17 protein-coding genes and 4 pseudogenes are annotated in these 23,121 nt (G+C 66.3%); 8 read left to right on the forward strand and 13 right to left on the reverse strand.

The window, feature by feature from the left end; all coding sequences use genetic code 11:
• Positions 1-199: 199 nt before the first annotated feature.
• Complete coding sequence (locus V8F63_RS02740; protein WP_392354433.1) at positions 200-463, reverse strand: hypothetical protein; 264 nt, start codon at positions 461-463, stop codon at positions 200-202.
• A 328-nt stretch (positions 464-791) separates the two neighbouring features.
• On the reverse strand, positions 792-1,280 hold the full coding sequence (locus V8F63_RS02745) for a hypothetical protein (protein WP_392354434.1): 489 nt from the start codon (positions 1,278-1,280) through the stop codon (positions 792-794).
• A gap of 253 nt (positions 1,281-1,533) precedes the next feature.
• On the opposite strand from V8F63_RS02745, the gene V8F63_RS02750 reads away from it, so the two are divergent.
• On the forward strand, positions 1,534-3,294 hold the full coding sequence (locus V8F63_RS02750; protein WP_392354435.1) for a TonB-dependent receptor: 1,761 nt from the start codon (positions 1,534-1,536) through the stop codon (positions 3,292-3,294).
• Between the two features lie 67 nt (positions 3,295-3,361).
• Here the strand turns inward: V8F63_RS02750 and V8F63_RS02755 are convergent.
• The 5 genes and pseudogenes from V8F63_RS02755 to phnC form a co-directional block, all read right to left on the reverse strand.
• Positions 3,362-4,432 (reverse strand): annotated as a pseudogene (locus V8F63_RS02755) (substrate-binding domain-containing protein).
• Between the two features lie 78 nt (positions 4,433-4,510).
• Positions 4,511-5,325 (reverse strand): annotated as a pseudogene (phnE, locus tag V8F63_RS02760) (phosphonate ABC transporter, permease protein PhnE).
• A complete protein-coding gene (locus V8F63_RS02765; protein ID WP_392354436.1) occupies positions 5,322-5,900 on the reverse strand; it encodes a PhnD/SsuA/transferrin family substrate-binding protein in 579 nt (192 codons plus the stop codon). The pseudogene phnE and the gene V8F63_RS02765 overlap by 4 nt, the downstream one beginning before the upstream one ends.
• Positions 5,825-6,304, reverse strand: coding sequence for a PhnD/SsuA/transferrin family substrate-binding protein (locus tag V8F63_RS02770; RefSeq protein WP_392354437.1), 480 nt, complete (start codon positions 6,302-6,304; stop codon positions 5,825-5,827). Before V8F63_RS02770 ends, V8F63_RS02765 begins: the two co-directional genes overlap by 76 nt.
• Before the next feature lie 22 nt (positions 6,305-6,326).
• Positions 6,327-7,121 (reverse strand): phosphonate ABC transporter ATP-binding protein, encoded by a 795-nt coding sequence (gene phnC / locus V8F63_RS02775; RefSeq protein WP_025978649.1) that lies wholly within the window; start codon positions 7,119-7,121, stop codon positions 6,327-6,329.
• Positions 7,122-7,598: 477 nt separating this feature from the next.
• Here phnC and V8F63_RS02780 point away from each other — a divergent pair, with 477 nt between their 5' ends.
• The 7 genes from V8F63_RS02780 (at position 7,599) to V8F63_RS02810 (ending at position 16,059) form a co-directional block, all read left to right on the forward strand.
• The gene (locus V8F63_RS02780; protein WP_134581677.1) at positions 7,599-8,861 is read left to right on the forward strand and encodes a type III PLP-dependent enzyme; all 1,263 of its coding nucleotides are present in this window, start codon (positions 7,599-7,601) and stop codon (positions 8,859-8,861) included.
• Positions 8,862-8,987: 126 nt separating this feature from the next.
• Positions 8,988-10,040 carry a deoxyhypusine synthase gene (locus V8F63_RS02785; protein WP_024355263.1) on the forward strand — a complete coding sequence of 351 codons (1,053 nt, stop codon included), beginning with the start codon at positions 8,988-8,990 and terminating at the stop codon, positions 10,038-10,040.
• 146 nt (positions 10,041-10,186) lie between these two features.
• Positions 10,187-10,507, forward strand: a complete 321-nt coding sequence (locus V8F63_RS02790; protein ID WP_392354438.1) for a ribonuclease — start codon at positions 10,187-10,189, stop codon at positions 10,505-10,507.
• 122 nt (positions 10,508-10,629) lie between these two features.
• Positions 10,630-11,082, forward strand: a complete 453-nt coding sequence (locus V8F63_RS02795; protein WP_392354439.1) for a hypothetical protein — start codon at positions 10,630-10,632, stop codon at positions 11,080-11,082.
• A gap of 280 nt (positions 11,083-11,362) precedes the next feature.
• Positions 11,363-11,905, forward strand: a complete 543-nt coding sequence (locus tag V8F63_RS02800) for a hypothetical protein (RefSeq protein WP_392354440.1) — start codon at positions 11,363-11,365, stop codon at positions 11,903-11,905.
• A 27-nt stretch (positions 11,906-11,932) separates the two neighbouring features.
• The gene (locus V8F63_RS02805; RefSeq protein ID WP_392354441.1) at positions 11,933-13,006 is read left to right on the forward strand and encodes a right-handed parallel beta-helix repeat-containing protein; all 1,074 of its coding nucleotides are present in this window, start codon (positions 11,933-11,935) and stop codon (positions 13,004-13,006) included.
• Between the two features lie 173 nt (positions 13,007-13,179).
• The gene (locus tag V8F63_RS02810) at positions 13,180-16,059 is read left to right on the forward strand and encodes a TonB-dependent receptor (RefSeq protein WP_392354442.1); all 2,880 of its coding nucleotides are present in this window, start codon (positions 13,180-13,182) and stop codon (positions 16,057-16,059) included.
• Positions 16,060-16,145: 86 nt separating this feature from the next.
• Here V8F63_RS02810 and aguB read toward each other — a convergent pair.
• From aguB to V8F63_RS02840, 6 genes and pseudogenes are all read right to left on the reverse strand, one after another.
• Positions 16,146-17,011: pseudogene (gene aguB, locus V8F63_RS02815) on the reverse strand (N-carbamoylputrescine amidase).
• Positions 17,011-18,012, reverse strand: coding sequence for an agmatine deiminase family protein (locus V8F63_RS02820; RefSeq protein WP_392354443.1), 1,002 nt, complete (start codon positions 18,010-18,012; stop codon positions 17,011-17,013). Before V8F63_RS02820 ends, aguB begins: the two are co-directional and overlap by 1 nt.
• Before the next feature lie 1,338 nt (positions 18,013-19,350).
• The gene (locus V8F63_RS02825; RefSeq protein ID WP_392354444.1) at positions 19,351-20,535 is read right to left on the reverse strand and encodes a TonB-dependent receptor; all 1,185 of its coding nucleotides are present in this window, start codon (positions 20,533-20,535) and stop codon (positions 19,351-19,353) included.
• Positions 20,472-21,569: a carboxypeptidase regulatory-like domain-containing protein gene (locus V8F63_RS02830; RefSeq protein WP_392354445.1), complete on the reverse strand. Its 1,098-nt coding sequence runs from the start codon at positions 21,567-21,569 to the stop codon at positions 20,472-20,474. The genes V8F63_RS02825 and V8F63_RS02830 overlap by 64 nt, the downstream gene beginning before the upstream one ends.
• Before the next feature lie 352 nt (positions 21,570-21,921).
• Positions 21,922-22,572, reverse strand: a complete 651-nt coding sequence (locus tag V8F63_RS02835; RefSeq protein ID WP_392354446.1) for a hypothetical protein — start codon at positions 22,570-22,572, stop codon at positions 21,922-21,924.
• A 34-nt stretch (positions 22,573-22,606) separates the two neighbouring features.
• A pseudogene (locus V8F63_RS02840) lies at positions 22,607-22,903 on the reverse strand (capsular biosynthesis protein); the annotation flags it as partial.
• Positions 22,904-23,121: the final 218 nt, after the last annotated feature.

Genomic DNA, 23,121 nt, shown 5'->3' on the forward strand with positions numbered 1-23,121 from the left:
CATTATCGCGACTGCTGAAAAAGTAGCCGTTTCCTGGCGCCTTAGCCGCAGATTTCTGAAAAATTTTGGCACGAAACGCTCCCTAGTCGGCCTAATCAAATCTGACATCAATGCGGCTGATATGTGCTCAATTAGAGACACAGAAGACCTCGTTATATCCGCCATCGCCTTTGACATAGCGAAGACTGACATAACGCGCCTAACATTTGATCGAGATTGATCCGTTATCAATGCTCACGATGTCGATGTCGAAGACCTGATCGATAAAGTCCTTGGGAACCCCATAGGACAGGGCAGACAAGAGGAGGCTTCCTTTGAGTACCTTCATTAATCGCAAGCATTTGCTTGCATCAACGATCATCACAGGCATGACGATCGCGGCCTTCGCGGGCCCGGCCGCCGCGCAGTCGGCCCAGGAAGAAGCGGCCCGAGTGGGCGACATCATCGTCACCGGGTCACGCATTCCTCAGCCCAACCTGACTACGACCAGCCCCGTGACCCAGGTGACCGGCGAGGACATCGACGTTCAGGGCGTCACTCGGGTCGAAGACCTGGTGAATCAGCTGCCCCAGGCCTTCGCGGCGCAGAACTCGACCGTCTCGAACGGCGCCTCGGGCACCGCCAGCGTGGACCTGCGCGCGCTCGGACCTGACCGGACGCTGGTCCTGATCGACGGGCGCCGGATGGGCTACGGCTCGCCGAACGACACGGCCGCCGACCTGAACCAGATTCCGGGCCAGTTGGTCGAGCGTGTCGAGGTCCTGACGGGCGGCGCGGCCGCCGTCTACGGTTCAGACGCCATCGCCGGCGTCGTGAACTTCATCATGCGCAAGAATTTCCAAGGTCTGCAGATCGACGCGCAGTACGGCTTCAACCAGCACAACAACGACTATGACGGCCCTGGCAACCTGCGCCGCGTCATTGAGGGCCGCGCCAGCGGCAACCCGTCGCAGTTCCGACTGCCCGACGACAATGTGATGGACGGCTTCAGCCGCGAGGTCACCATCGCCATGGGCGTCAACGCCCCGGATGATCGCGGCAACCTGACCGCCTACGCCGGTTGGCGTAAGAACAACAAGATCCTGGGCCGCGATCGCGACTATTCGGCCTGTTCGCTGGGCGGTGAAGCCGGGGACGACTTCACCTGCGGCGGCTCGTCGACCAACGCCACCGGCCGCTTCCTGTCGCTGGAGAACGGCGCGAACCTGACCGTGGCCGACGGCGGCGGCTTCCGCAACTACACGGGCAACGACGCCTACAACTTCGGGCCGCTGAACCACTTCCAGCGCCCCGATGAGCGCTATACCCTGGGGCCTTCGGCAACTATCAGGTCAACGACAAGATCGAGGCCTTCACCAGCCTGTCGTTCAGCGACTACAGCACGATCGCCCAGATCGCCCCGTCGGGCATCTTCTTCGGCGGCGGCACCTCGGCCAACGGCGGCTACAACATCAGCTGCGACAACCCCTGCTCAGCGCCGCTCAGGCGGCCGGTCTCGGGTGCGCCGCCGGCGTCGAAACCGTCGAGGTTCTGGTGGGCCGACGCAACGTCGAAGGCGGCGGCCGTCAGGACGACATCAGCTCGCAGAACTATCGCGGGGTGGTGGGCATCCGCGGCGACCTGGACGACGCGTGGAGCTACGACATCGCGGCGACCTATTCGAAGGTCCAGCTGAGCCGTATCTACCGCAACGAGTTCTCCAACATCCGCATCGGCCGCGCCCTGGACGTCGCCATCGACCCCGCCACGGGTCAGGCCGCCTGCGTCTCGGCCATCGATCCGGATGGCCCGACCGGCCCGCTGGCTCCGGTGGACGCCGCCTGCGTGCCCTACAACCTCTACTCGCCAGACGGCGTGACGCAGGAAGCCCTGAACTACATCCAGGTGGCCGGCCTTCAGCGCGGCAAGACCGAGCAGCAGGTTCTGACGGCCGCCATGACCGGCGACCTGACGAAGTACGGCTGGGCCAGTCCCTGGGCCGAACAGGGTCTGCAGGTCGCGTTCGGCGCCGAGTACCGTCGTGACAAGCTCGACGCCGCTTCGGACGTGGCCTTCCAGACCGGCGACCTGGCCGGTCAGGGCGGACCCACCCCGAACGTCTCCGGCTCGGTTCAGGTCTACGACCTGTTCGGCGAGTTCCGGATGCCGCTGATCGAGGGCCAGCCCCTGGCCGAGCAGGTGTCCATCAACGGTTCCTATCGTCGGTCCACCTACGACAAGTTCAACTCGGACGCCTATGGCCTGGGCCTCGACTGGGCGCCGGTGCAGGACATCCGCTTCCGCGCCAGCTTCGCCCGCACCACCCGCGCGCCGAACGTGGTCGAACTGTTCCGGCCGGAAGGCCTGAACCTGTTCGACTCCGACGGCGATCCTTGCGGCCCGAACCCGACGGCCAGCCTGGCGCAGTGCGTCGCCACCGGCGTGCCTACGGCCCAGTACGGTCTGGCGACGGACGCAGGCGGCCTGCTGGAAAGCCCGGCCGGTCAGTACAACTTCCTGCAGGCCGGCAACCCCGACCTGGCGCCGGAAACCGCCGACACCTTCACCATCGGCACGGTGTTCACGCCGTCGTTCGCTCCCGGGCTGAACATCTCGGTCGACTACTACTCGATCAAGCTGAAGGACCGGATCGACATCATCGATCCGCTGGTGACCCTGGAACGCTGCTATGAGAATGACGACCCGGCCGCTTGCGCCCGCATCGTCCGCAGCGATATCGGCACCCTGTGGACCACCGGCGGCTATGTGGAGGCGTTCAACACCAACATCGGCGGGCTGGAAACCTCCGGCGTCGATGTGAACGTCAACTACGGCTTGGAGCTGGAGCGGTTCAACCTCAGCGAATACGGCAAGCTGGCCTTCAACTTCGTCGGTTCGTGGTTGGAGAAGCTGGAGACCGATCCGGGCGAAGGCGTCACCCCGTATGACTGCGTGGGCTTCTTCGGCAATGAATGCGGCACGCCAAAGAACGAATGGCGTCACCGCGCTCGCGTCACCTGGCAGACGCCGTGGAGCAGCGACCTCTCGCTGACCTGGCGCTACTACGGCGGAGTTGACAATCTGGGCGGGACCGATCGCCTGGACGGCTCGTTCGACGCCCAGAACTACCTCGACCTAGCCGGCACTTGGCAGGTTCGCGAGAACCTGCGCCTGCGCGCCGGGGTCAACAACATCCTCGATCGCGATCCGCCGCTGTCCTACAGCGTCGGCACGACGGGCAACAACAACACCTATCCGCAAACCTACGACGCGATGGGTCGCTACATCTTCGTGGGCCTGACCGCCGACTTCTAAGCAGTCGCCTGCAAATGAAAGGCCCGGCGAGGAGACTCGCCGGGCCTTTTTTGGGATGGGGCGCTCTTTAGTTCGGGCGCGACATCGAGGTCATGGCCGCCGCCTTGGCGCGTTCGGCCGCCAGCTGGTCGGCGGGCAGCGGCACCAGGCCGCGGTCCTGCAGATAGCCGCCGCGACCGGCCGAGCCGTCGGACATGAACTCCTGTACGAACTGTTCCAGGCCCGGCGTCACGCCGATGTGGGCTTTCTTGACGTAGATGTAGAGGCTGCGGGCCAGCGGATAGGAGCCGTCGGCGATGGTGGCGACCGAGGGGGCCACGCCGTCGATGGTCTCGGCCTTCACCGTGTCCATGTTCTGCTCAAGGAAGGAGAAGCCGAACACGCCCAGCGAGCCCGGCGTGCGGGTCAGGGTCTGGACGATGGCGTTGTCGTTCTCGCCCGAGTCGACCCAGGCGCCGTCTTCGCGCAGGGTGTGGGCGATGGTCTCGAAGCGGGTCTTGTCCTGCTTCTCGATGGCGGCGACGGCCGGGATCAGCTTGGCGCCCGGCGCCATGCCCAGCTCCAGGAAGGCGTCGCGCGTGCCCGAGGTCGGCGGCGGGCCATAGACCTGGATGCGGGTGGCCGGCAGGGCCTTGTTGACCTCGTTCCAGGTCTTGGCCGGGTTGGCGATCAACTGGCCGTCGGCGCCCGGCACGTCCTTGCCCAGGGCCTCGTAGAGGTCGTTGAGGCTCGAGGTTGAAGCTCTGGCCGGTGCGGGCCGTGGCGACGACGATGCCGTCATAGCCGATCTTGAGCTCGACGATGTCGGTGACGCCGTTGGCGACGCAGCGGTCGAACTCGCTGGCCTTCATCGGGCGCGAAGCGTTGGCGATGTCCGGGGTCGACGGGCCGATCCCCGAACAGAAGGCCTGAATGCCGCCGCCGGTGCCCAGGGCCTCGACCCGGGGCGACGATCCGCCGCCGTTGCGGGAGAAGGTTTCCGCCACGCGGGTGGAGAAGGGGAAGACGGTCGAGGAGCCGGCGGCCCAGATGCCCGTGCGGGCCTTCTGCGAACCGGGGCGCCGCCCTCGTTGTCGCCGCAGGCCGCCAGGGCCAGCAGGGCGGCCGCGCAGGCCGTAAACTTCAGTGTGCGGATCATGGCCGGACCTTCTCCAGTCGTCAGTGTGCGACGCTTAAAGCAGGAGAGTGTGACGGTCCGGCCAGACCTTTGTGACAGTCAGAGCAAACGTCGACGCATCGCCTGCGAAAGGAAGTCGATTAGGGTCACCGCGACGATGACCACGATGACCACGGCCGAAACGTCGCGGAAGGCGAAACCGTTCATGCGGTCGAACAGGACCTGGCCGATGCCGCCCGCGCCGATCAGGCCCAGCACGGTGGCCGAGCGGCTGTTCGATCGAAACGGTAGAGGGCGAAAGAGGTCCACAGAGGCGCCACCTGGGGGATCACGCCCCAGACGATCTCGTGCAGCTTGGACGCGCCGGTGGCGCGCACGCCTTCGACCGGGCCCTTGTCGATCGACTCGACCGCTTCGGAGAACAGCTTGGCCAGAACGCCCGCCGTGTTCAGCGCGATGGCCAGCACGCCCGCCAGCGGGCCCAGGCCCACGGCGACGACGAACAGCAGGCCCATCACCAGATCGGGGATGGAGCGCAGCATGTTCATGATCCAGCGCACCGGCTGCACCACCCAGACCGGGGCGATGTTGCGCGCGGCGGCCAGGCCCATGGGCACGCCCAGGAAGATGGCCAGGAAGGTGCCCCACAGGGCGATCTGGATCGTCTCCCACATCTTGCCGACGAACAGGCGCCAGTCGGCGAAGTTCGGGCGCAGCAGGTCGGCGGCGAAGGTCTGGATATTGGACGAGTTGGTGATCAGGCGCGACAGATTGCCCAGATCCACAGCCTCGATGCTGATCAGCAGCAGGACGGCCAGACCGCCCCAGATCAGGATGTCCAGCGCCCAGGCGCCGGCCGATTTGGCGGGCGCCTTGGGAATGCCGGCGGCGGCGGTAAGCGAAGCGTCGGTCAAGGCTGGACCTCGCGCAGGCGACGCAGGCGTTGCAGTTCAGCCTCGGCGCGCGCGGCGCCGGCGGCGTCGCCCTTGGCCTTGGCCTCGGTCAGGGTCTGGTCTGCGATCATCTCGCGGACCGGGTTCAGATAGGATTCGTCGGCCGGGTTGAAGCCCGAATAGTTCAGGTCCTTCAGGATCTTGCGCTGGCGCTCGGCCTCGGCGCCCTCGCCCCGGCCATAGGTCAGGAAGAAGCCGCGGATCTTTTCCTTGATCGCCGGATCCAGGTCTTCGCGGATGACGATGCCCGCCTCCGGGATCGGGGGCGAGCGCCAGATTTCCTCAAGCTGAGCGGCGATCTGCGGGTTGGAGCGGCCGATGAAGACGGTGTTGATGGTGTTCGACGTCGCCACCTGCACCAGGCCGTTGGCCACGGCGAAGGAGTTGGCCTGATGGTTGGCCGTGCGCACCGTCTTGAAGCACTCGTTCGGCACGACATTGTGCGGATTGAACAGGAAGGTCATCGGCGCCAGCGTGCCCGAAGTCGACAGGGCGTCGCCGATGCCGAAGTCGTATTTCTTGCCGCAGGCCAGCACGTCGTCCAGCGTGATGCCCGAGCCTTTTTGACGATCAGGGTCGACTGGTAGGAATCGCGGCCTTCGGGGTCGACGATGCGGGCGACGACCTCGCCCTTGGAGCGTTCGATCGCCTCGATGGCGGTCTTGGCCGGGAACCAGGCGGCCTGGATCTGATTGCCGCGCATGGCCTCGACCAGCACGGTGTAGTTGGACGCGAAATAGGGCTTCACCGGCACGCCGACGGCCTTGGTCATGTCGTCCAGCAGCGGCTGCCACAGCGGACCGGAGGACGCCTGTCCCTCGGCCGGAAGGATGGCGAAGCTGATCTCGGACGGCGCGCCCTTGGCGGCGCCGGCCTTGTCGCCCTGGCCGCAGGCCGCGAGGCTGACGGCCAGGGCCGCGCCGGCGGCCAGGCCCAGCATCCGGCGGGTCAATTGGAATGGGTCATGCCTTGGCTTCCCAGAACGCGTCCTCGTATTCGGGACCGTAGATTTCAATCAGGCGCTTAGTGTCCAGGCCGGTCGAGGGCCCGTCGTAAACCACCTTGCCCTTCTGCAGGGCGACGACGCGGTCGCAGTAGCGGATGGCGTAGTCCACCTGGTGCAGGGTGACGATGACGCCCAGGCCGTCGCGCTTGTTCAGCTCGACCAGCAGCTCCATCACCTTGCGGGCCGACACCGGGTCCAGCGAGGCGACGGGCTCGTCGGCCAGAATGGCCTTGGCGCCCTGAACCAGGGCGCGGGCGATGGCGCCGCGCTGTTGCTGGCCGCCCGACAGGGTGTTGGCGCGCTGGGCGGCGTATTCGGACACGCCGACGCGATGCAGGGCCGCCATGGCCTTGTCCTTGTCCGCGCCCGGCCAGACGCCGAACAGGCCGCGCCACGCGGGCAGACGGCCAAGCGCGCCCAGCATGACGTTGGAGAACAGGCTCAGCCGACCCACCAGATTAAACTGCTGGAAGATCATGCCCAGCCGTCCGCGCGCACGGCGCACGGCGCCCGTGACGCGGCCGTTCTGCTGAACGACATCGCCGAAAACCGAGATGGTCCCGCCGGGATCGATCGGGTGCAGACCCGTGATCGAACGCAGCAGGGTGGACTTGCCCGACCCTGAAGGACCGATCAGGGCGACCATTTCACCGGCGCCGACCTCGACGGACACGCCGTCGAGCGCCTTTCTGGCCCCGTAGGTCTTCGAGACGTCGCGGACAGAGGCGACGGCGGCTGTTGAAGAACTCATGAACCCATGGATGAGGTTGCGACAAAGGGGCGCCGCATGACGCGAGATGGGCGCAAGGGCAAGTCTTAATGGCATGTCTGCGTCGATTACGTCCAGTGGGTGAGCCTTTTCAGCACAGGGCCTCCGCCTTAGAAGCCGCCCGTTCGACCCGATCGCCCCGGCCGCGCAGCGCCGCCTCGCGGCCCCCACCGGCCCCATGTTCGGGACGCCGCGCCCAAGCCGCGTCAGCCCGGGCAACCCCATATAGAAGCAGAAGGGCAAGCGGGCCGGCCCCGTCTCGGCCAAGCCGCCGTCGGGCGGCCCGATGCAGACCGTGGGACGCCATCGCCGCTGCGGATCGGGGAACCGCGCCGCAATATTTCCGCTTTACATGACACGCCAATGCCCCCATATCGCGCGTTCCGGCGGACCCCGTAGGTCCTACTTGCGCCGCTAACGCCGGGTCTGGGTTTAACAATCATCAGGGGGTTACGTGCGTTGCACACGTACCAGTTTCCCCTGGACCTGGTCCGTCAGCGGTCCCCGGAGCGTCCGGTCGCACTCGTGCGTCCTCGCTCCGTTGCCGTAGCGGCGCAGTGGTTCCAGGATAATCTGAAAGCCGACGTCTTCTATGCGGTGAAGGCGAACCCTTCGCGCTGGGTCATCGAGACTCTGGTCGAACAGGGCGTCAACGCGTTTGACGTCGCGTCCCTGGCCGAGATCGAACTGGTTCGATCGGTCAGCCCGAACGCGCGTCTGGCCTTCATGCACCCGGTCAAGAGCCGCGGCGCCATCCGTGCGGCCTACGCCGACCACGGCGTGCGCACCTTCGTGCTCGACAGCCATGACGAACTGAACAAGATCCTCGAGGCCACCGGCCACGCCGAGGACCTGAATCTGGTGGTTCGCATGGGCGTGTCGGCCGACGGCGCCGCCTATTCGCTGTCGGGCAAGTTCGGCGTCACGCCGGATCAGGCGCCCGCCCTGCTGCTGGCCACGCGCCAGGCGGTTCAGGACGGGCTGATGGGCGTGTCGTTCCACGTCGGTTCGCAGTGCATGCGCCCCTCGGCCTATGAGGCGGCGATGACCCAGGTCGGCCGCGCCATCAAGAAGGCGGGCGTCTTCGTCGATATCGTCGACGTCGGCGGCGGTTTCCCGTCGGTCTATCCGGGCATGGTCCCGCCGGACCTGAGCGAATACGCCGACGCCATCCATCGCGGCTTCAACGAGATGCCGGTGTCGGAAACGACCGAGCTGTGGTGCGAGCCCGGCCGGGCGCTGGTGGCCGAATCGTCGTCGGTGCTGTGCCGCGTGGACCTGCGCAAGGGCGACGCCCTTTATCTGAACGACGGGTCGTACGGCTCGCTGTTCGACGCCACCCACTCGCGCTGGCCCTTCCCGACCAAGCTGGTCCGGGACGGCGATTCCTCGTCGGAGCTGAAGCCCTTCCGCTTCTATGGTCCGACCTGCGACAGCATCGACCACATGCCGGGCCCGTTCTGGCTGCCCGCCGATGTCCAGGAAGGCGACTTCATCGAGATCGGCATGCTGGGCGCCTATGGCGTGGCCATGACGACGGGCTTCAACGGCTATGGCGAGCATGACATCGCCGTGGTCGCGGACGCCCCGATGGGTTCGATGTACGGCCTGGCGCCGCGCTCCATCCCGACCGTGCGCACCACGGCCGAGGAGAACGCTCGCAAGATCGTTCGCCTGTCGCGTCCCAAGGGCAAGGCCGGCCAGCGCAAACGCAAGCGCTGATCCACAACACCCCGCCTTGAACTGAAAAATGTCTCAAGGCTTTGGTACAAGCAGCGGCCCGTCGCTCCGTCCGGGCCGCTGTTCCTTATTGACGACGGGCGCTCAAATCCGAGGGAAACCGCTGAAATGAACGCTCCCGTTCAGTCGAACAAAAAAGCCGAACTGCTGGCCACCACCGTCGAGCACGTCGACATCACCAGCTTCGACGCACGCCCGATCATCGATTCCATGCGCAAGATGTCGTTCAGCTCGCGCGACACCGCCCGCGCGGCCGACATCTTCAACATGGCCCTGGAAGACGAGACCTGCTCGCCGTGGCTGATCCTGGCCGGTTCGACCTCGGCCGGCGGCTGCATGCACGTCTATCGCGACATGGTGCAGTTCAACATGATCGACGCCGTGGTCGCCACCGGCGCCTCCATCGTCGACATGGATTTCTTCGAGGCGCTTGGCTACAAGCACTATCAGGCTGCGGGCCCGGTCGACGACAACATCCTGCGCGACAACTACATCGACCGCATCTACGACACCTACATCGACGAAGAAGAACTGCAGGACTGCGACAACGCGATCTATGAGATCGCCAACCGCCTGGAGCCGCGCGGCTATTCCTCGCGCGAGTTCATCTGGGAAATGGGCAAGTGGCTGTCGGAAGGCAACGCCAAGAAGCCCGGCTCGCTGATCCAGACCGCCTATGAGAAGGGCGTGCCGATCTTCTGCCCGGCCTTCGTCGATAGCTCGGCCGGTTTCGGCCTGGTCAAGCACCAGAAGGAACGCGCCAAAGCCGGCAAGCCGTACATGATGATCGACGCGGTCGCGGACTTCCGCGAACTGACCGACATCAAGATCGCGGCCGGCACCACGGCCCTGTTCATGGTCGGCGGCGGCGTGCCCAAGAACTTCGCCCAGGACACCGTCGTCTGCGCCGAGATCCTCGGTGAAGACGCCGAGATGCACAAATACGCCGTGCAGATCACCGTCGCCGACGTGCGCGACGGCGCCTGCTCGTCCTCGACGCTGCAGGAAGCCGCCTCGTGGGGCAAGGTTTCGACCACCTACGAACAGATGGTCTACGCCGAAGCCACCACCGTCGTGCCGCTGATCGGTTCGGACGCCTATCACCGCGACTCGTGGAAGAAGCGCGAGCCGCGCCAGTGGGCCAAGCTGTTCGGCAAATAAGAAGACGCCTCCGGCTCGCCGGATGCATCAAGGGCCGGAAGCGCACGCTTCCGGCCTTTTTCTTGCCCGCTTCGCCCGCGCGCAGGCCCGACGGAACCGCCCCGCCTCCCGGCCGCTTGTTTCTGGTCCAGCCACGGGAGATCTGTATGACCGACCCCAAGACCGAAAACGACGAAAGCCGCGAAGCCGCCGCCATGGGCGAGAAGACCGATCGCGGCCACCTGCGCGACGCGCTGAACAAGGCGCTGGAGGGCACTGATTCGGGCTCCGACACCCGCGCCGGCTCCCTGCGGGGCGGCTCGGCGTCGGGCTCCGAGATTGATCCGGACCAGGACGTCATCAACGACGCGCTCGCCCGCGAAGGCGTGGCCGCGCGCGACGCCGCCACGCGCCCCGCCGGCGGGCCTGAACAGGCGCGCAAGTCCACCCGCCAGCCCGGCGACGACGTCGACGCCCCTACCGGTTGAACCGCCTTGCTGCCGCCGCACGGATAGGCCACGGTGCGCCCCATTAGCGACATTAAGGATGTAGTGGGAATGAGGCGTTGCGTGGCGATCGGGGTCCTGGCGTTCAGCATCGGGCTGGCGGCGTGCGACGGTCCCGCTGCGTCCCAGGGCGAAGAGGCTGCGGCCCGCTCGTTCGAGCCGGACGCCGCTTCGGCCGCCGCTTCAGACGCCCCGCCCCCGCTTCGACTGGCGGCACGTCCCCGGCCTCGGCCGGGGCGATCCGCGGCGCGCCCGCCTTCGCCGTCGTCTACCCCGGAGCCCAGGCTGACGGCGCCCCGATCGCCGCCAATGGGCCCAGCGGGCCCGGCGGCCTGATCACCTTCAGCACCGATGCGGACCCGGAAGCCGTCGTGGCCTTCTATCGCCAGCGGGCTGAGCAGGCGGGGCTGGCCTCGATCATGGCCATGAATCAGGGCGAGGCCCGCGCCTATGGCGCCGCCGCATCCGGCGACAATGGGGCCAGCCTCCAGGTCGTCGCGTCGCCGGGCGAAGACGGCCTGACCTCGGTGCAGCTGTCCTGGAGCGCCGGGGCCTGATGCGCGCACCGGGCGGCCCGCGCGCCGTGGCGACGGCGGCTGTCCTGGCCGTCTTGTTAAGCGCCTGCGCCGGAACGCCCGCCGCTTTGCGGCCTGAAGCCGCCCGCGCGCCTGTCGCAGCGGGCTATCTGGACGAAACCGTCGTGGCCGCCCTGGCCGACGCCGTCCCCCGCCGCCTGCCCCCGGCTCGGCCGAAGATCTGGACGACAAGGCCCGTTCCGCCCGCTTCATCGCCCTGGAAGACACCGACCGCTGGCTGCTGGCCACGGCTCACGCCGAGTTGCGCCCGCCGCTGGCGCTGCAGCATTTCGACTGCGCCCTGGACGCGCGCCTGGACCCGGCCGCCGTTCCGCAGCTGACCCGGCTGATGCAGCGGCTGTTTCATGACGCCGACACCGTCGCCGAAAGGGTCAAGGCCCGCGCCCATCGCCCCCGCCCGGTCGGCGACGATCTTCAGCGCAACGCCTGCCAGCGGCTGACCGAGGCGGGCCGACGCAGCGCCTCCTATCCATCGGGCAGTTCGACCGTCGGCGCCGTCTATGGCGAAGCCTTCGCCGCCCTTGATCCGGCCCGCGCCGAGGCCGCCCGCCGCATGGGCGACGAACTGGGCCGCAGCCGACTGGTCTGCGCCATGCACTATCCGCGCGACGTGGCCGCCGGCGACGAACTGGGCCGCGCCGTGTTTCAGGCCGCCGCCGCCCAGCCCGCGTTTCAGGCCGACCTGATCGCCGCGCGAGCGGAACTGGCCGCCGTGCGTGCGACGGGCGCGCGCAACCCCGGCTGCGCGGCCGAGGCGCTGGCCCTGGCCACGCCCCTGCCCTGACGGCCGCGTCCTGTTGACGGCGACGCGATGAGCATTCTGGCGACCTTCCTGCTGCTCTCCGCCGAAGCCTGGTCCCTGCCCGCCGCCCGCCCCTGCGACGCGCAGGACATCGCGGCCCTGACCGCCGAGGCCGATACCCCCTACCTGCTGGCCTGCCGCGCAACGCTGACGCCGGACCAGGCGATCGTCCGTCCCGTGCGCATCATCGGCGCAGAAGCTTCAGGCGCCCAGTTGGACTGCGGCGGCGGGACGGTCGGCCGCCCGGACGTTCCGGTCGCAGCCTCGGCGCCGACCATCGCCATCTGGTCGCGCCGCATCGACGCCGCCCTCTGGAGCCGTCCGACGGATGTCCGCATCCGCAACTGCCGGATCAACGGCGCCGTGCGGGTCTGGGGCATGGGCGCCGATGGACGCTATGACGACCTGCGCGCCTCTTCGCGCACAAGGGATCACACCACCCGCCTGCAGGCGACGGCGCCCAGTCATGTGACGCTGGAGAACGTGACGATCCGCGCGGCGGGGACGATCCCACTCTATGTCGGTCCGGGCGTCACCCGTCTGAGCCTGCTGGGGTCGACCTTGGAGGGCGACAGCGTCTCAACCGCCATCTATCTGGACGCCGAAAGCGCCGACAACCGGATCGAGGACAACCTGCTCCGCACCCGGACCCAGCGCGAGATGATCGCCATCGACGGTTCGGCCCGCAATCGCATCATCGGCAACCGCTTCGAACTGGGCGGGCGGCCCGGCGTCTTCCTCTATCGCAACTGCGGCGAGCGGGGGTCATCCGCCACCAGACGCCGTCCTACAACACCATCACCGACAACCTCTTCAGCGGCGCCGCCCGGCTGCGCCCACGCCTGGTGGTGCAGAACGCTCGCCAGGGCCGACGGTCCTACTGCGGCGACGATAAAGGCTACCCCTGGGGCAGCAGCGCCGATGATCGCGACGGCGCCTCACACAACGTCGTTCGTTACAGTTTTGGGAATTGAGCGTATTTTTTGCGCCTCATCCCGAATTTCCTTCATTTGTCAGTATTTTTTTCTGCTCTGTGCCATTATTGACGTAATTCCGACTTGCTTGTGGCAGGCCTCGCCGTAATGTCCCCCGCGCAGGGCGAACGGCCCTGATGTGCCGCGAGCCGTCGATCGGCCCCTTCGTTCAAGGGGCGACGGGGGCTTGTTTTGTTCAGGAGAGGGTCTCTTTTTGAAAAAGAGAATTGTTCGCGAGTCCTTGCTCGCTTCGACCATTATCGGGGCGCCGCCCTCAGCTTCATGGCCGCCACGCCGGCGTTCGCCCAGTCGGCGAATGAAGAAGTCGCCGAAGTCGCTTCCATCGTCGTTACCGGCTCGCGCATCCGCCAGCCGGGCTATGAGGCGTCCAGCCCCATCACGTCGCTGAGCTCTGAATCGATCGCTATGTCGCAGCCGGTGGCTGTCGAAGAGCTGGTCAAGGATCTGCCGGCCGCCGTGCCGGCCGTCGGTTCGGCCACCAACAACGGTTCGGGCGGCGGCGCGACCATCAACCTGCGCGGCCTGGGCACCAACCGCACGCTGGTGCTGATCAACGGCCGCCGCGTGGTGCCGTTCAACCTCGAAGGCGTGGTCGACACCAACACCATCCCGCTGGCCCTGGTCGAGCGCGTCGACACCGTCACCGGCGGCGCCTCGGCCGTGTACGGCGCTGACGCCGTCGCCGGCGTGGTCAACTTCATCCTGAAGAACAACTTCGAAGGCGTCGAGGTCAACTCCTCCTACGGCTTCTCGGGCGAAGACGACGCCGTGCGTCGCAAGTTCGACGTCACCATGGGCGGCAACTTCGCCGATGACCGCGGCAACGCCGTCGTCAGCTTCGGCTACACCAAGACCGACCCGCTGTACCAGGTGCGCCGCCCCTGGGGCGAGGTCGCGCTCTCCTCGACCTCGGGCAAGCCGCTGGGCTCGGGCACCTCGGTCCCCGGTCGTTTCGACCTGACCCCGGTCAAGGGCGGCGTCGCCCTGCCGACCGGCGCCGAGCTGGACCCGACCACGGGCGCTCTGATCGGCTCGAACCACCCGAACTACAACTCGGCGGGCTACAACTACAACCCGTACAACCTGTATCAGACGCCGCTGAGCCGCTATCAGATCAACGGTCTGGGCAGCTTCAAGATCAACTCGGCCGCTGAAGTCTACAGCCACCTGACCTACGTCCAGAGCAACGTCTCGCTGGACAACGCGTCGAGCGGCACCTTCGGCAACACCTATAAGGTGCCGATCGGCAACCCGTTCATCCCGGACGCCATGCGCCAGCAATTCTGCGGCGCCCTGCTGATCGATCCGGCCAAGTGCGTCGCCGGCGCTGGCGGCGACACCATGATGGACCTGACCATCAACCGTCGTTTCACCGAGATGGGCACCCGTCCGGTCGACATCGAGAACAAGACGGTCCAGCTGCTGGCCGGCGTCCGTGGCGACATCAACGCCGACTGGAACTACGACGCCTATGTCTCGCACGGCGAGACGCAGCAGCTGCTGACGCGTCGTAACTGGGGTTCGCTGTCCAAGCTGCGCAACGCCCTGAACACCGTATCGGCGACCGAATGTCTGGTTCCGGGCGCCTCCACCCCCGTGGCGGGCTGCGTGCCGATCAACGTCTTCGGTCCGGAAGGCACGATCACGCAGGAAATGATCGACTACATCAACCTGTCGTCGATGAGCAAAACCACGATCAAGCAGGACGTGGCCTCGGGCTCGATCTCGGGTCTGCTGCCCGAACGCCTGTCCAGCCCGTGGAGCGAGCGCCAGGTCGCCGTGGCCTTCGGCGCCGAATGGCGTCGGTCGGGCGCCTCGACGCGCGGCGATGCGGCGTCTCAGACCAACGGCGAGATCCTGGGCACCGGCGCGCCGGTTCCGGATCGCAACGGTCAGTTCGAACTGCGTGAAGCCTTCGCCGAACTGGCGGTGCCGGTGATCGAGAACCTGCCGTTCATCCACAGCCTGAACCTGGAAGCCGGCTACCGCCAGACCGAGTTCAAGGCCGGCAGCTCCAAGACCAACTACGGCAGCTACAAGTTCGGCGGCGACTGGTCGCCGATCGAGGACGTCCGCGTCCGCGCCATGTATCAGCGCGCCACCCGCGCCCCGAACATCGGCGAGCTGTTCAACCCGCAGGTCACCGGCCTGGGCAATATGGCGATCGATCCGTGCCAGTTGAACCTGATCAACTCGGCTGACGCCAACACGGCCGGCACGCTGAGCAACCTGTGCCGTCTGACCGGCGTGCCGCTGGGCGCGATCGGTTATGTGGCTGCGCCGAACTCCGGCCAGGTCAACCAGCAGACGGGCGGCAACCCGAATCTGGGTCCGGAAGAAGCCGACACCTGGACCATCGGCGCCGTCTGGCAACCGTCCTTCGTGCCGAGCCTGCGTCTGAGCCTGGACTACTACGACATCAAGATCGACAAGACGATCAACAGCCCCAGCCTGGCTGATGTCATGAACGGCTGCTACGACAAGGCTCTGAACCCGACGCTGGCGTTCAACGACAGCTGTAAGGCCATCCAGCGCAGCGCCGCCAACGGCTCGCTGAACGGCGTCGACGCCAAGGGCGTGATCCGTCCGTCGACCAACGCCGGCAACGAGCGCGTCTCGGGCTTCGACATCGCGGGCAACTACCGCGTCGAGCTGTCCGACTTCGGCTGGGGCGACATCGGCCGCCTCGACCTGAGCGTCAACGGCAGCATCCTCACCAAGCACGAAACCCAGGCCACCCCGGCCTCCGTGCTGCGTGACTGCGTCGGCTACTACTCGGTCTCGTGCGGCGAGCCCAAGGTCAAGCAACGCTGGAACAGCCGCGCGACCTGGACGCTGGGCGACTATTCGGCCTCGCTGAACTGGCGTCATCTCTCCGGCGTCGAAGTCGAGCCGAGCAACACCAAGTGGTTCCCGGACTACGCCCAGATCGACAGCTACGACTACTTCGACCTGAGCGGCCGCTGGGACATCACCCAAACGGTGCGTCTGACGGCGACGATCAACAACCTGTTCGACAAGTCGCCGCCCATCGTCGGCTCGCAGATCGGCACCACCTCTGCGAACAACGGGAACACCTTCCCGCAGACCTACGATGCGATCGGCCGCTACTTCACCTTCGGCGCCACGCTGAAGTTCTGATAGCGTTCAACGCATAAAATGAGAGAGGCGGAAGACCCCGGTCTTCCGCCTCTTTTCTTTGGGCTCAGATTTTCACAAAAGCCGGATCAGGCCGGGCGGCCCGTCGCCAGGGCGCCGTACAGGTCGGTGCGGCGGTCGCGGAAGAAGCCCCAGGCCGCGCGGTGGCGGTCCAGGAAGTCCAGGTCGAAGGTGTGCACCAAGACGCCCTCCTCGCGGTCCAGGCTTTCGACCAGGTCGCCGCGATGGTCGGCGATGAAGGAGTGGCCGTAATAGGTCTGGCCCGCCTCCGTCACCTGCTCGTGGCCGATGCGGTTGGCGCCGACGACCGGCACGACGTTGGACACGGCGTGCCCCTGCATGGCGCGCCGCCACGGGGCGGCGGTGTCCAGGGTGTCGTCATGCGGCTCGGTGCCGATGGCGGTCGGGTAGAGCAGGATCTCCGCCCCCTGCAGCATCATGGCGCGGGCGGTCTCGGGGTACCACTGGTCCCAGCAGATGCCGACGCCGATGCGGCCGAAGCGCGTGTCCCAGACCTTGAAGCCGGTGTCGCCGGGGCGGAAGTAGTACTTCTCCTGATAGCCGGGACCGTCAGGAATGTGGCTCTTGCGATAGACGCCCATCAGTTCGCCGTCGGCGTCGATCATCACCAGGCTGTTGAAATAGTGCGGTCCCTCGCGCTCGAAGATGGAGACGGGCAGAACGACGCCCAGCTCCTGGCCACGGGCTGAAGCTGGGTCACGGCCGGATGCTCGCGCCACGGATAGGCGGCGCCGAACCACTTTTCCTCCTGCGAGACGCAGAAATAGGGGCCCTGGAACAGCTCCGGGGCCAGGATGACCTGGGCGCCCTTGGCCGCCGCATCGCGGATGAAGCCGATGGTCTTGTCGATGTTCGCCTGCATGTCCTCGCCGTACGAGGTCTGGATGGCGGCGACGGTGATTTGACGGGTCATCACGCGGGCTCCTGCTGGCTGATGCAGTGGAAGGAACCGCCGCCCGACAGGGTGGCGATCGACGGCAAGGGGATGATCTCGCGGTCGGTGAAAACGGTGGCCAGGGCTTCGCAGGCCAAGCGGGCGGCCATGTCGTCGCCATAGGTCGGCACGATGACGGCGCCGTCGGCGATCAGGAAGTTCATGTGGCTGGCCGGGATCGGGCGTTCGTCCTCGTCCAGGATCAGGCCTGGCGAGGGGATGCGCAGCACCCGGATCGGACGACCGGCGGCGTCGGTCATGGCGGCCAGGGCCTCGGCCGCTTCGTCATAGACTTCGGCGTTGGGATCCTTGGGGCCGAAGGCGATCGGACAGGCGACCACGCCCGGCGCGACGAAGCGGGCCAGGTTGTCGACGTGGCCGTCGGTGTGGTCGTTCAGCAGGCCGTCGCCGAGCCACAGCACCTTCCGAGCGCCCAGGGCCTGGGCGAAGGCGGCCTCGGCCGTTTCCTCGGTCCAGCCGGTGTTGCGGTTGGGGTTCAGCACGCACTGGCGCGTGGTCAGCACCGTGCCTTCGCCGTCGTGGTCCACGGCGCCGCCTTCCAGGATGAAGTCGTGGCGGGTTAGGGCGACGCCCGTCTGCTCGCCGATCTGGTCGGCCACGTCGTCGTCGTGCGGCAGGTCGTACTTGCCGCCCCAGCCGTTGAAGACAAAGGCCTGGGCCGAGGCCGATCCGGCGCCGAAGATCGGCCCGGTGTCGCGCAGCCAGATGTCGCCGAAGCGCCCGGCCACGACGGTGACGCCCGCCGCGTCGGCGAAGCGCGCCTGCGCGTCGGCCAGGGCCTCGTCATTGCCGACCATCAGCTTGACCTGCTCGCGGCCCGGCCCGGCCAGGGCGCGCACCAGAGCCTCGACCTCGGCCTGGGCCGGTTCGAGGTTGTCCTCCCACAGGTCAGCGTGGCTGGGCCAGCCGACCCACATCGCGCGATGCGGCGTCCACTCAGCAGGGATAGGCGGGGTCATGGGCGAAGTCATGGGCCGAAAACGTCCACATAAAAGGGATGAAGCACGAAGGGGGCGAGATAGGCCCTGAACGCCTCGGGTTCAATGGCGGCCGGCCTCGCCGGGTCAGCCGCTTCAACGCACCTGGCCTGCTCAACTCGCCTCAAGCAGCGCGACCGCGCGGTAGGCGACCTAGAATGGCCTCAAGCAGCGCGAACGCGCGGTAGGCCCTCAAAAGAAAGGGCGGCCCGTTTCCGGACCGCCCTCCCCTAGTCTTCGTTCAGCGTCGCTTAGAAGCGGTAGCGGACGCCGACCTTCACCTGCCACACCGACTCGGTGCCGAAGGTGCTGGGGCTGCGAGGCGTGAACAGCGTGTAGTTGTACTTGCCGTCCACGATCGAGGCCCCGACGTTGTTCGAGGTGTAGGGGAAGCCGATCTGTTGGATCGTGCCCCACTCGTCGTTGATCAGGTTGCCCAGGTTCTTGACGTCGACATAGCCTTCCAGCTTGGCGCCGCCCGGGAAGAAGGCCGGCAGCTCCTGCGAGATGTGCAGGTCGACCGTCGTCACATAGGGCGACTTGAAGGCGTTACGCGGCGAGATTTCACCGGCGTATTTGATCAGGCCCGTCGAGTGCAGGAAGTCGTTGAAGGCGCCGACGTTGAAGTTCGGGCCGTAGGTGACGCGCGGGTCGCTGGTCGCCGTGACGTTGCCGGCCGAGTCGGCCGCCGGCACGTACAGCAGCTGACGCTGGGTCGTGACGTGTTCGCCGTACAGGTTCGCCGGGCTGGTGCCGAAGGTGTAGCTGTAGGGCAGGCCCGAACGACGCTGGGCGTACAGGTTAAAGCGCGTGCGGTAGTCGCCGAAGAAGGCGCGCGAGTAGGTCAGGTTCAGCTTCAGCGCGTGCTCGATCTCATAGTTCGAGTCCGCCAGTTCCGGGTTGTTCGGATCCGACAGGGCGTTGTTGCCGAAGTTGGAGCTGGCCGTCGACGAGGTCGCCGGCGAACGGTCCGTGCTGTCCAGGTAGGTGTAGGACAGGTTGAAGCCCGCGCCGTCCAGCCAGCCGTCGTACCAGGCCTTGTCCAGACCGATGGCGAACTGGTCGGTCTTGCCGCCGTTCAGGTTGGTCAGCATCAGCACTTGCTGACCGCGACGGACCGGGTTCGGACCAAAGATCGGACGACCGTCCGGCGCCGTGCCGTTCTGGGTCTGGGCCATGCTGAGGTCGACCCAGCCGATGGCGTTTTCGAGTTCCGAGTGAACGTACTCGGCCGTCAGGCTCCAGCCCGAGCCCATGTTGAAGCGGCTCAGATCGAAGATCTTGTTGACGCCCAGCGAGGTCTTCCAGATCGACGGCGTCTTAAACGCCGGGCTGATCAGGTTGATGTTGCCGGTGCCCAGTTGGGCGCTCTCGGTGACCTTGTCCTTGAGCTGCTGGTTCGGGTTCAGGCCATCGACGTTGGTCAGATACGAACCGTTCGGGCAGACGCCGAAGCCGCCGGCGAACTGCGACTGATAGTTGGCCGCCGACTTGCACTGGAACGAGCCCGTCAGGTTGCCCGGGTTCGAGTAGGAGTTCGAAATCCAGACGTTGGGCGAACCGCCCTGGAAGCGACCGAAGCCGCCGTAGACGGTCAGGGTGGGGTCCGGGCCAGTTGAAGCCGAAGCGCGGCTGCAGGATGCTGATGCCGTCCAGGTTGGTGTCGTTGCCGAAACCAAAGCGGTCATAGAAGGCTTTGTTGTACTTCGGCTTGTCGTCCGAGGTGTACCAGTCGTAGCGCAGGCCGGCCGTCAGGGTCAGGTTCGGGCTGACCGACCATTCGTCCTGCAGGAACAGGGTGTTCAGGGCGTAGCTGAAGCTGGCGCCGCCGTCGTTCTTGTTGTTGCTGGCGGCGTTGGTGTAGCCGACCGACGACGCCTTGCGGGCCTCGAAATCGGCCAGCGACGCGAACTCGTACTCGGCGTTGGCGACCTGAACGAACAGGTTGAAGATGTCCTGCTCTTCGCGCTCATAGCCGCCGGTCAGGCGGTGACCGAAGCCGGCTTCCCAGTTGCCGACCAGGCGATACTGCATCGTGTCGACCGTCAGCATGTTGGCGTGACGCGAACGCTCAGGACCGAAGCGGATCGAGCGACGCACGCCGGTGTTCGGGCCGATCGGCGGGTCCAGATAGACCTGCATGGCGGCGAAGTCGTTGCCGCCCAGGCCGTTCGACAGATTCTCGGTTTCCTTGCGGCTGATCGAGAACTCGGTCGAGAAGGTGTCGGTCCAGTCCGAGAACAGCTGAGCCTTGTAGGCCGTCAGGTTCTGGTCGATCTGATAGGCCGAGGACAGCAGGCCGACGCTGACGTAGGCGCCGTTGGTGACCGTGTTGTTCAGGCGCAGATCGCTGCCCTTGGTCTGCTGGTAGGAGACGACGGCGCGGTGCTGGTCGTTAATGTTCCAGTCCAGCTTGGCGAAGTATTTCTCGTCCTGAACCGTCAGGGCGTCGGCCGACCAGTCGAGCGGGTCGTAGCCGTAGATGCGCTTGGCGATATCGCGCACCTGGTCGACCTGGGCCTGGGTGATGCCCGGCGCCTGGTTGACGGCGCCGAGCCTTCCGGACCCGACAGGACCGGCTGGGTCGATTCATACTTTTCGTAGTTCACCAGGAAGAACAGGCGGTCCTTGATGATCGGACCGCTGAGGGTCGCGCCCCAGGTCTTCTCTTCGAACTCGCCGGTCAGCGAGCGGTTCTGACGCTCGCCCGAGACGAAGTCCTTATAGCTGAAGCTGTCGCCGCGCAGGCTGTCGTTGGTGACTTCCCAGAAGGCTTCGCCGTGGAACTCGTTGCCGCCCGACTTGGTGACCGAGTTGATCACGCCGCCGGTGAAGCTGCCGTACTGGACGCCGTAGGGGGCGACGTCGACGCTGACCGCTTGCAGCACCGAACGCGAGATCGGCGAACGCAGGGTCGGATAGCCGTTGCCGTTCAGGCCGAAGTCGTCGCCCTGCTTGATCCCGTCGATCAGCATGGCGTTGTAGCGGGTGTTCTGGCCGCCGATCGACAGGGCGTCGTTGTTCGTCGGGTCCACCGTGGCGAACGGGGTCGTGCGCACGATGTCCTTGATGTCGCGGCTGATGGACGGCAGCGTCTCGATGTCTTCCAGGTTCAGGCGAGCGGTCGGCGAGGTGCGCACAGCACGCACGCCGCGCACGACCACTTCGGCCACTTCGGTCGCGCCGGCGTCGGCGGCCATGGCCGAAACGGTCACGTCGAACACGGTCGGAGCGCCGATGCCGACGCTGCCCAGTTGAGCCGTCTCGGTCTGGCCGTCGACCATCACCGTCACCGAGTACGGGCCGCCGACGCGCAGGTTGCGCGCGGTGTACAGGCCTTCTTCATTGGTGACCGTCGTGGTGCTGGTGCCCGACGGAATGTGGGTGACGACGACAGCCGTGTTGGCCACCGGCGCGCCAGCCGCGTCCGTGATCACGCCCCGGATGCCGCCCGTGGTTTCCTGGGCGAAGGCGGCGCTGGAGGTCGCCAACAGGATGGCTGCGGCGGAAACCCCATAGGCGAGGTTGCGGTTCAACATGGGTGCTGTGATCCTTTTCGACGCAGTTGCCAGAACGGCAATCAGCGCGGTCATTGATGGGGCGGCTTTAGGCCCCCATCAGACGCTCGGACGACAACTGGATGACAGAACGATGACAGCGCTCAAGGGTGTCCTGAGAGCCACACCATACCGAGAGCCGTTCGGCGACCCTAGGTCAGGCGTGTCGCCAGAGCGTCGGCCACGCGCTCGGCGGTCGCATCCAGAGCGCGCGGCTCGTGATAGTTCCCGTTGATCTGGGTCCTGTTGATCACATAGGCGCGGAAGGCCGTGAACAGGCTGCGGTCCGCGGGAGTGGGCGCGCGCCAGAAGGCGTCTAGGGGCTTCTGGTCGGTCAGCCCTCGAAATCAAAGAAGGCCTGGCCGAGGACCTTCACCGGCGTGCCGAAACCAAGCGCCGACAACGCCGCGCTGGAGTTATTGACGACCATACCCTGTGACGCACGGCACAATTGGGCCAGATTTCCGCCGTCGAGGAAGTCGACCCGGCCGGTCAGGCCATGCTTGGCCGCCAGGCGCCGCGTCTCGCGGCCCAGGTTGATCACGCCGGGATCCAGCGGATGATTCTTGACAAGCAGCCGCGTCGACGCCGGCGCCGAGCGGGCGAAGCTGGCCATCACCCGATCCAGGAAGGACAGATTGTCATGAATCTCGGAGTAGCGCAGCAGTTGGGCGTCGCCGTCCCGCTGCAGGCAGGCGATGAAGAAGTCGCCCTTGGCCTGAAGACGCTCGACATCCCGGCTCTTCGCGCCCGAGACCGCCAGGGCCAGATATCGCCGCACGTGGCCCACGCACTGTCGCCAAGGCGAAGCGCTGTAGTAGTGGCGATAGTGCGGGAACATCAAACGGCCGAAGGGCTGGACCGCATGATAGAAGCTGATGTTGAGCACGTGATGCGGCAGGATCTTGCCGACAGGTCTTGAAATCGGCAGTTCCGGCGGCGGCGGCGGATAGCCGGCCCGAGCGCGGCAGTCCGCTCGACGCATTGACGCCGTTGCGCTCCAGAGTGATCCAATCGGGGCGGAAGTAGCCGTTTTCCAGCACCCAGACACGGGCGGGAAGCTGTTTGGCCTGGGTCAGCACGCCCTGATTATAGGGGCCGCCCTCTCCAAAAAGGATGATGTCGGTGAACTCTTCAGCCAGACGCGCGACGTCCTGCGGCCACTCGCTGGCGGGACGGCGATAGGCGAGCCCGCCGCTCCGTGCCCAGTTCGAAAGGTCGCCGGCGTTGAACAGCATGCGGCGCACTTCACCGCCCCGGCTCTCGATGGCGCGCGCCAGCCTGCGCCCGAACCGCCCAAAGGGTGCGGACACCATGAGGAACCGCCTTCCGGTCAGGTCGACAGGAGCCTTTAGGCCGGCGACCGGCTGGTCTGGATCGAAGGGCGCGAGCAAACGCTGATATCTCTCTAGCGACAGAGCCTTATTAAACTTCAGACCCCGATGGACAAGCCGATAAGGCCTGTGCGCCGCCTGAAGCTCAAACACAACCGCCGAACTCAGCAACCTGAGCCTCGGCGGAAGGTTCTTATCGA

Origin of the sequence: Brevundimonas sp. LF-1 (genome assembly GCF_037055305.1) — a bacterium.
Taxonomy (GTDB): Bacteria; Pseudomonadota; Alphaproteobacteria; order Caulobacterales; family Caulobacteraceae; genus Brevundimonas; species Brevundimonas sanguinis.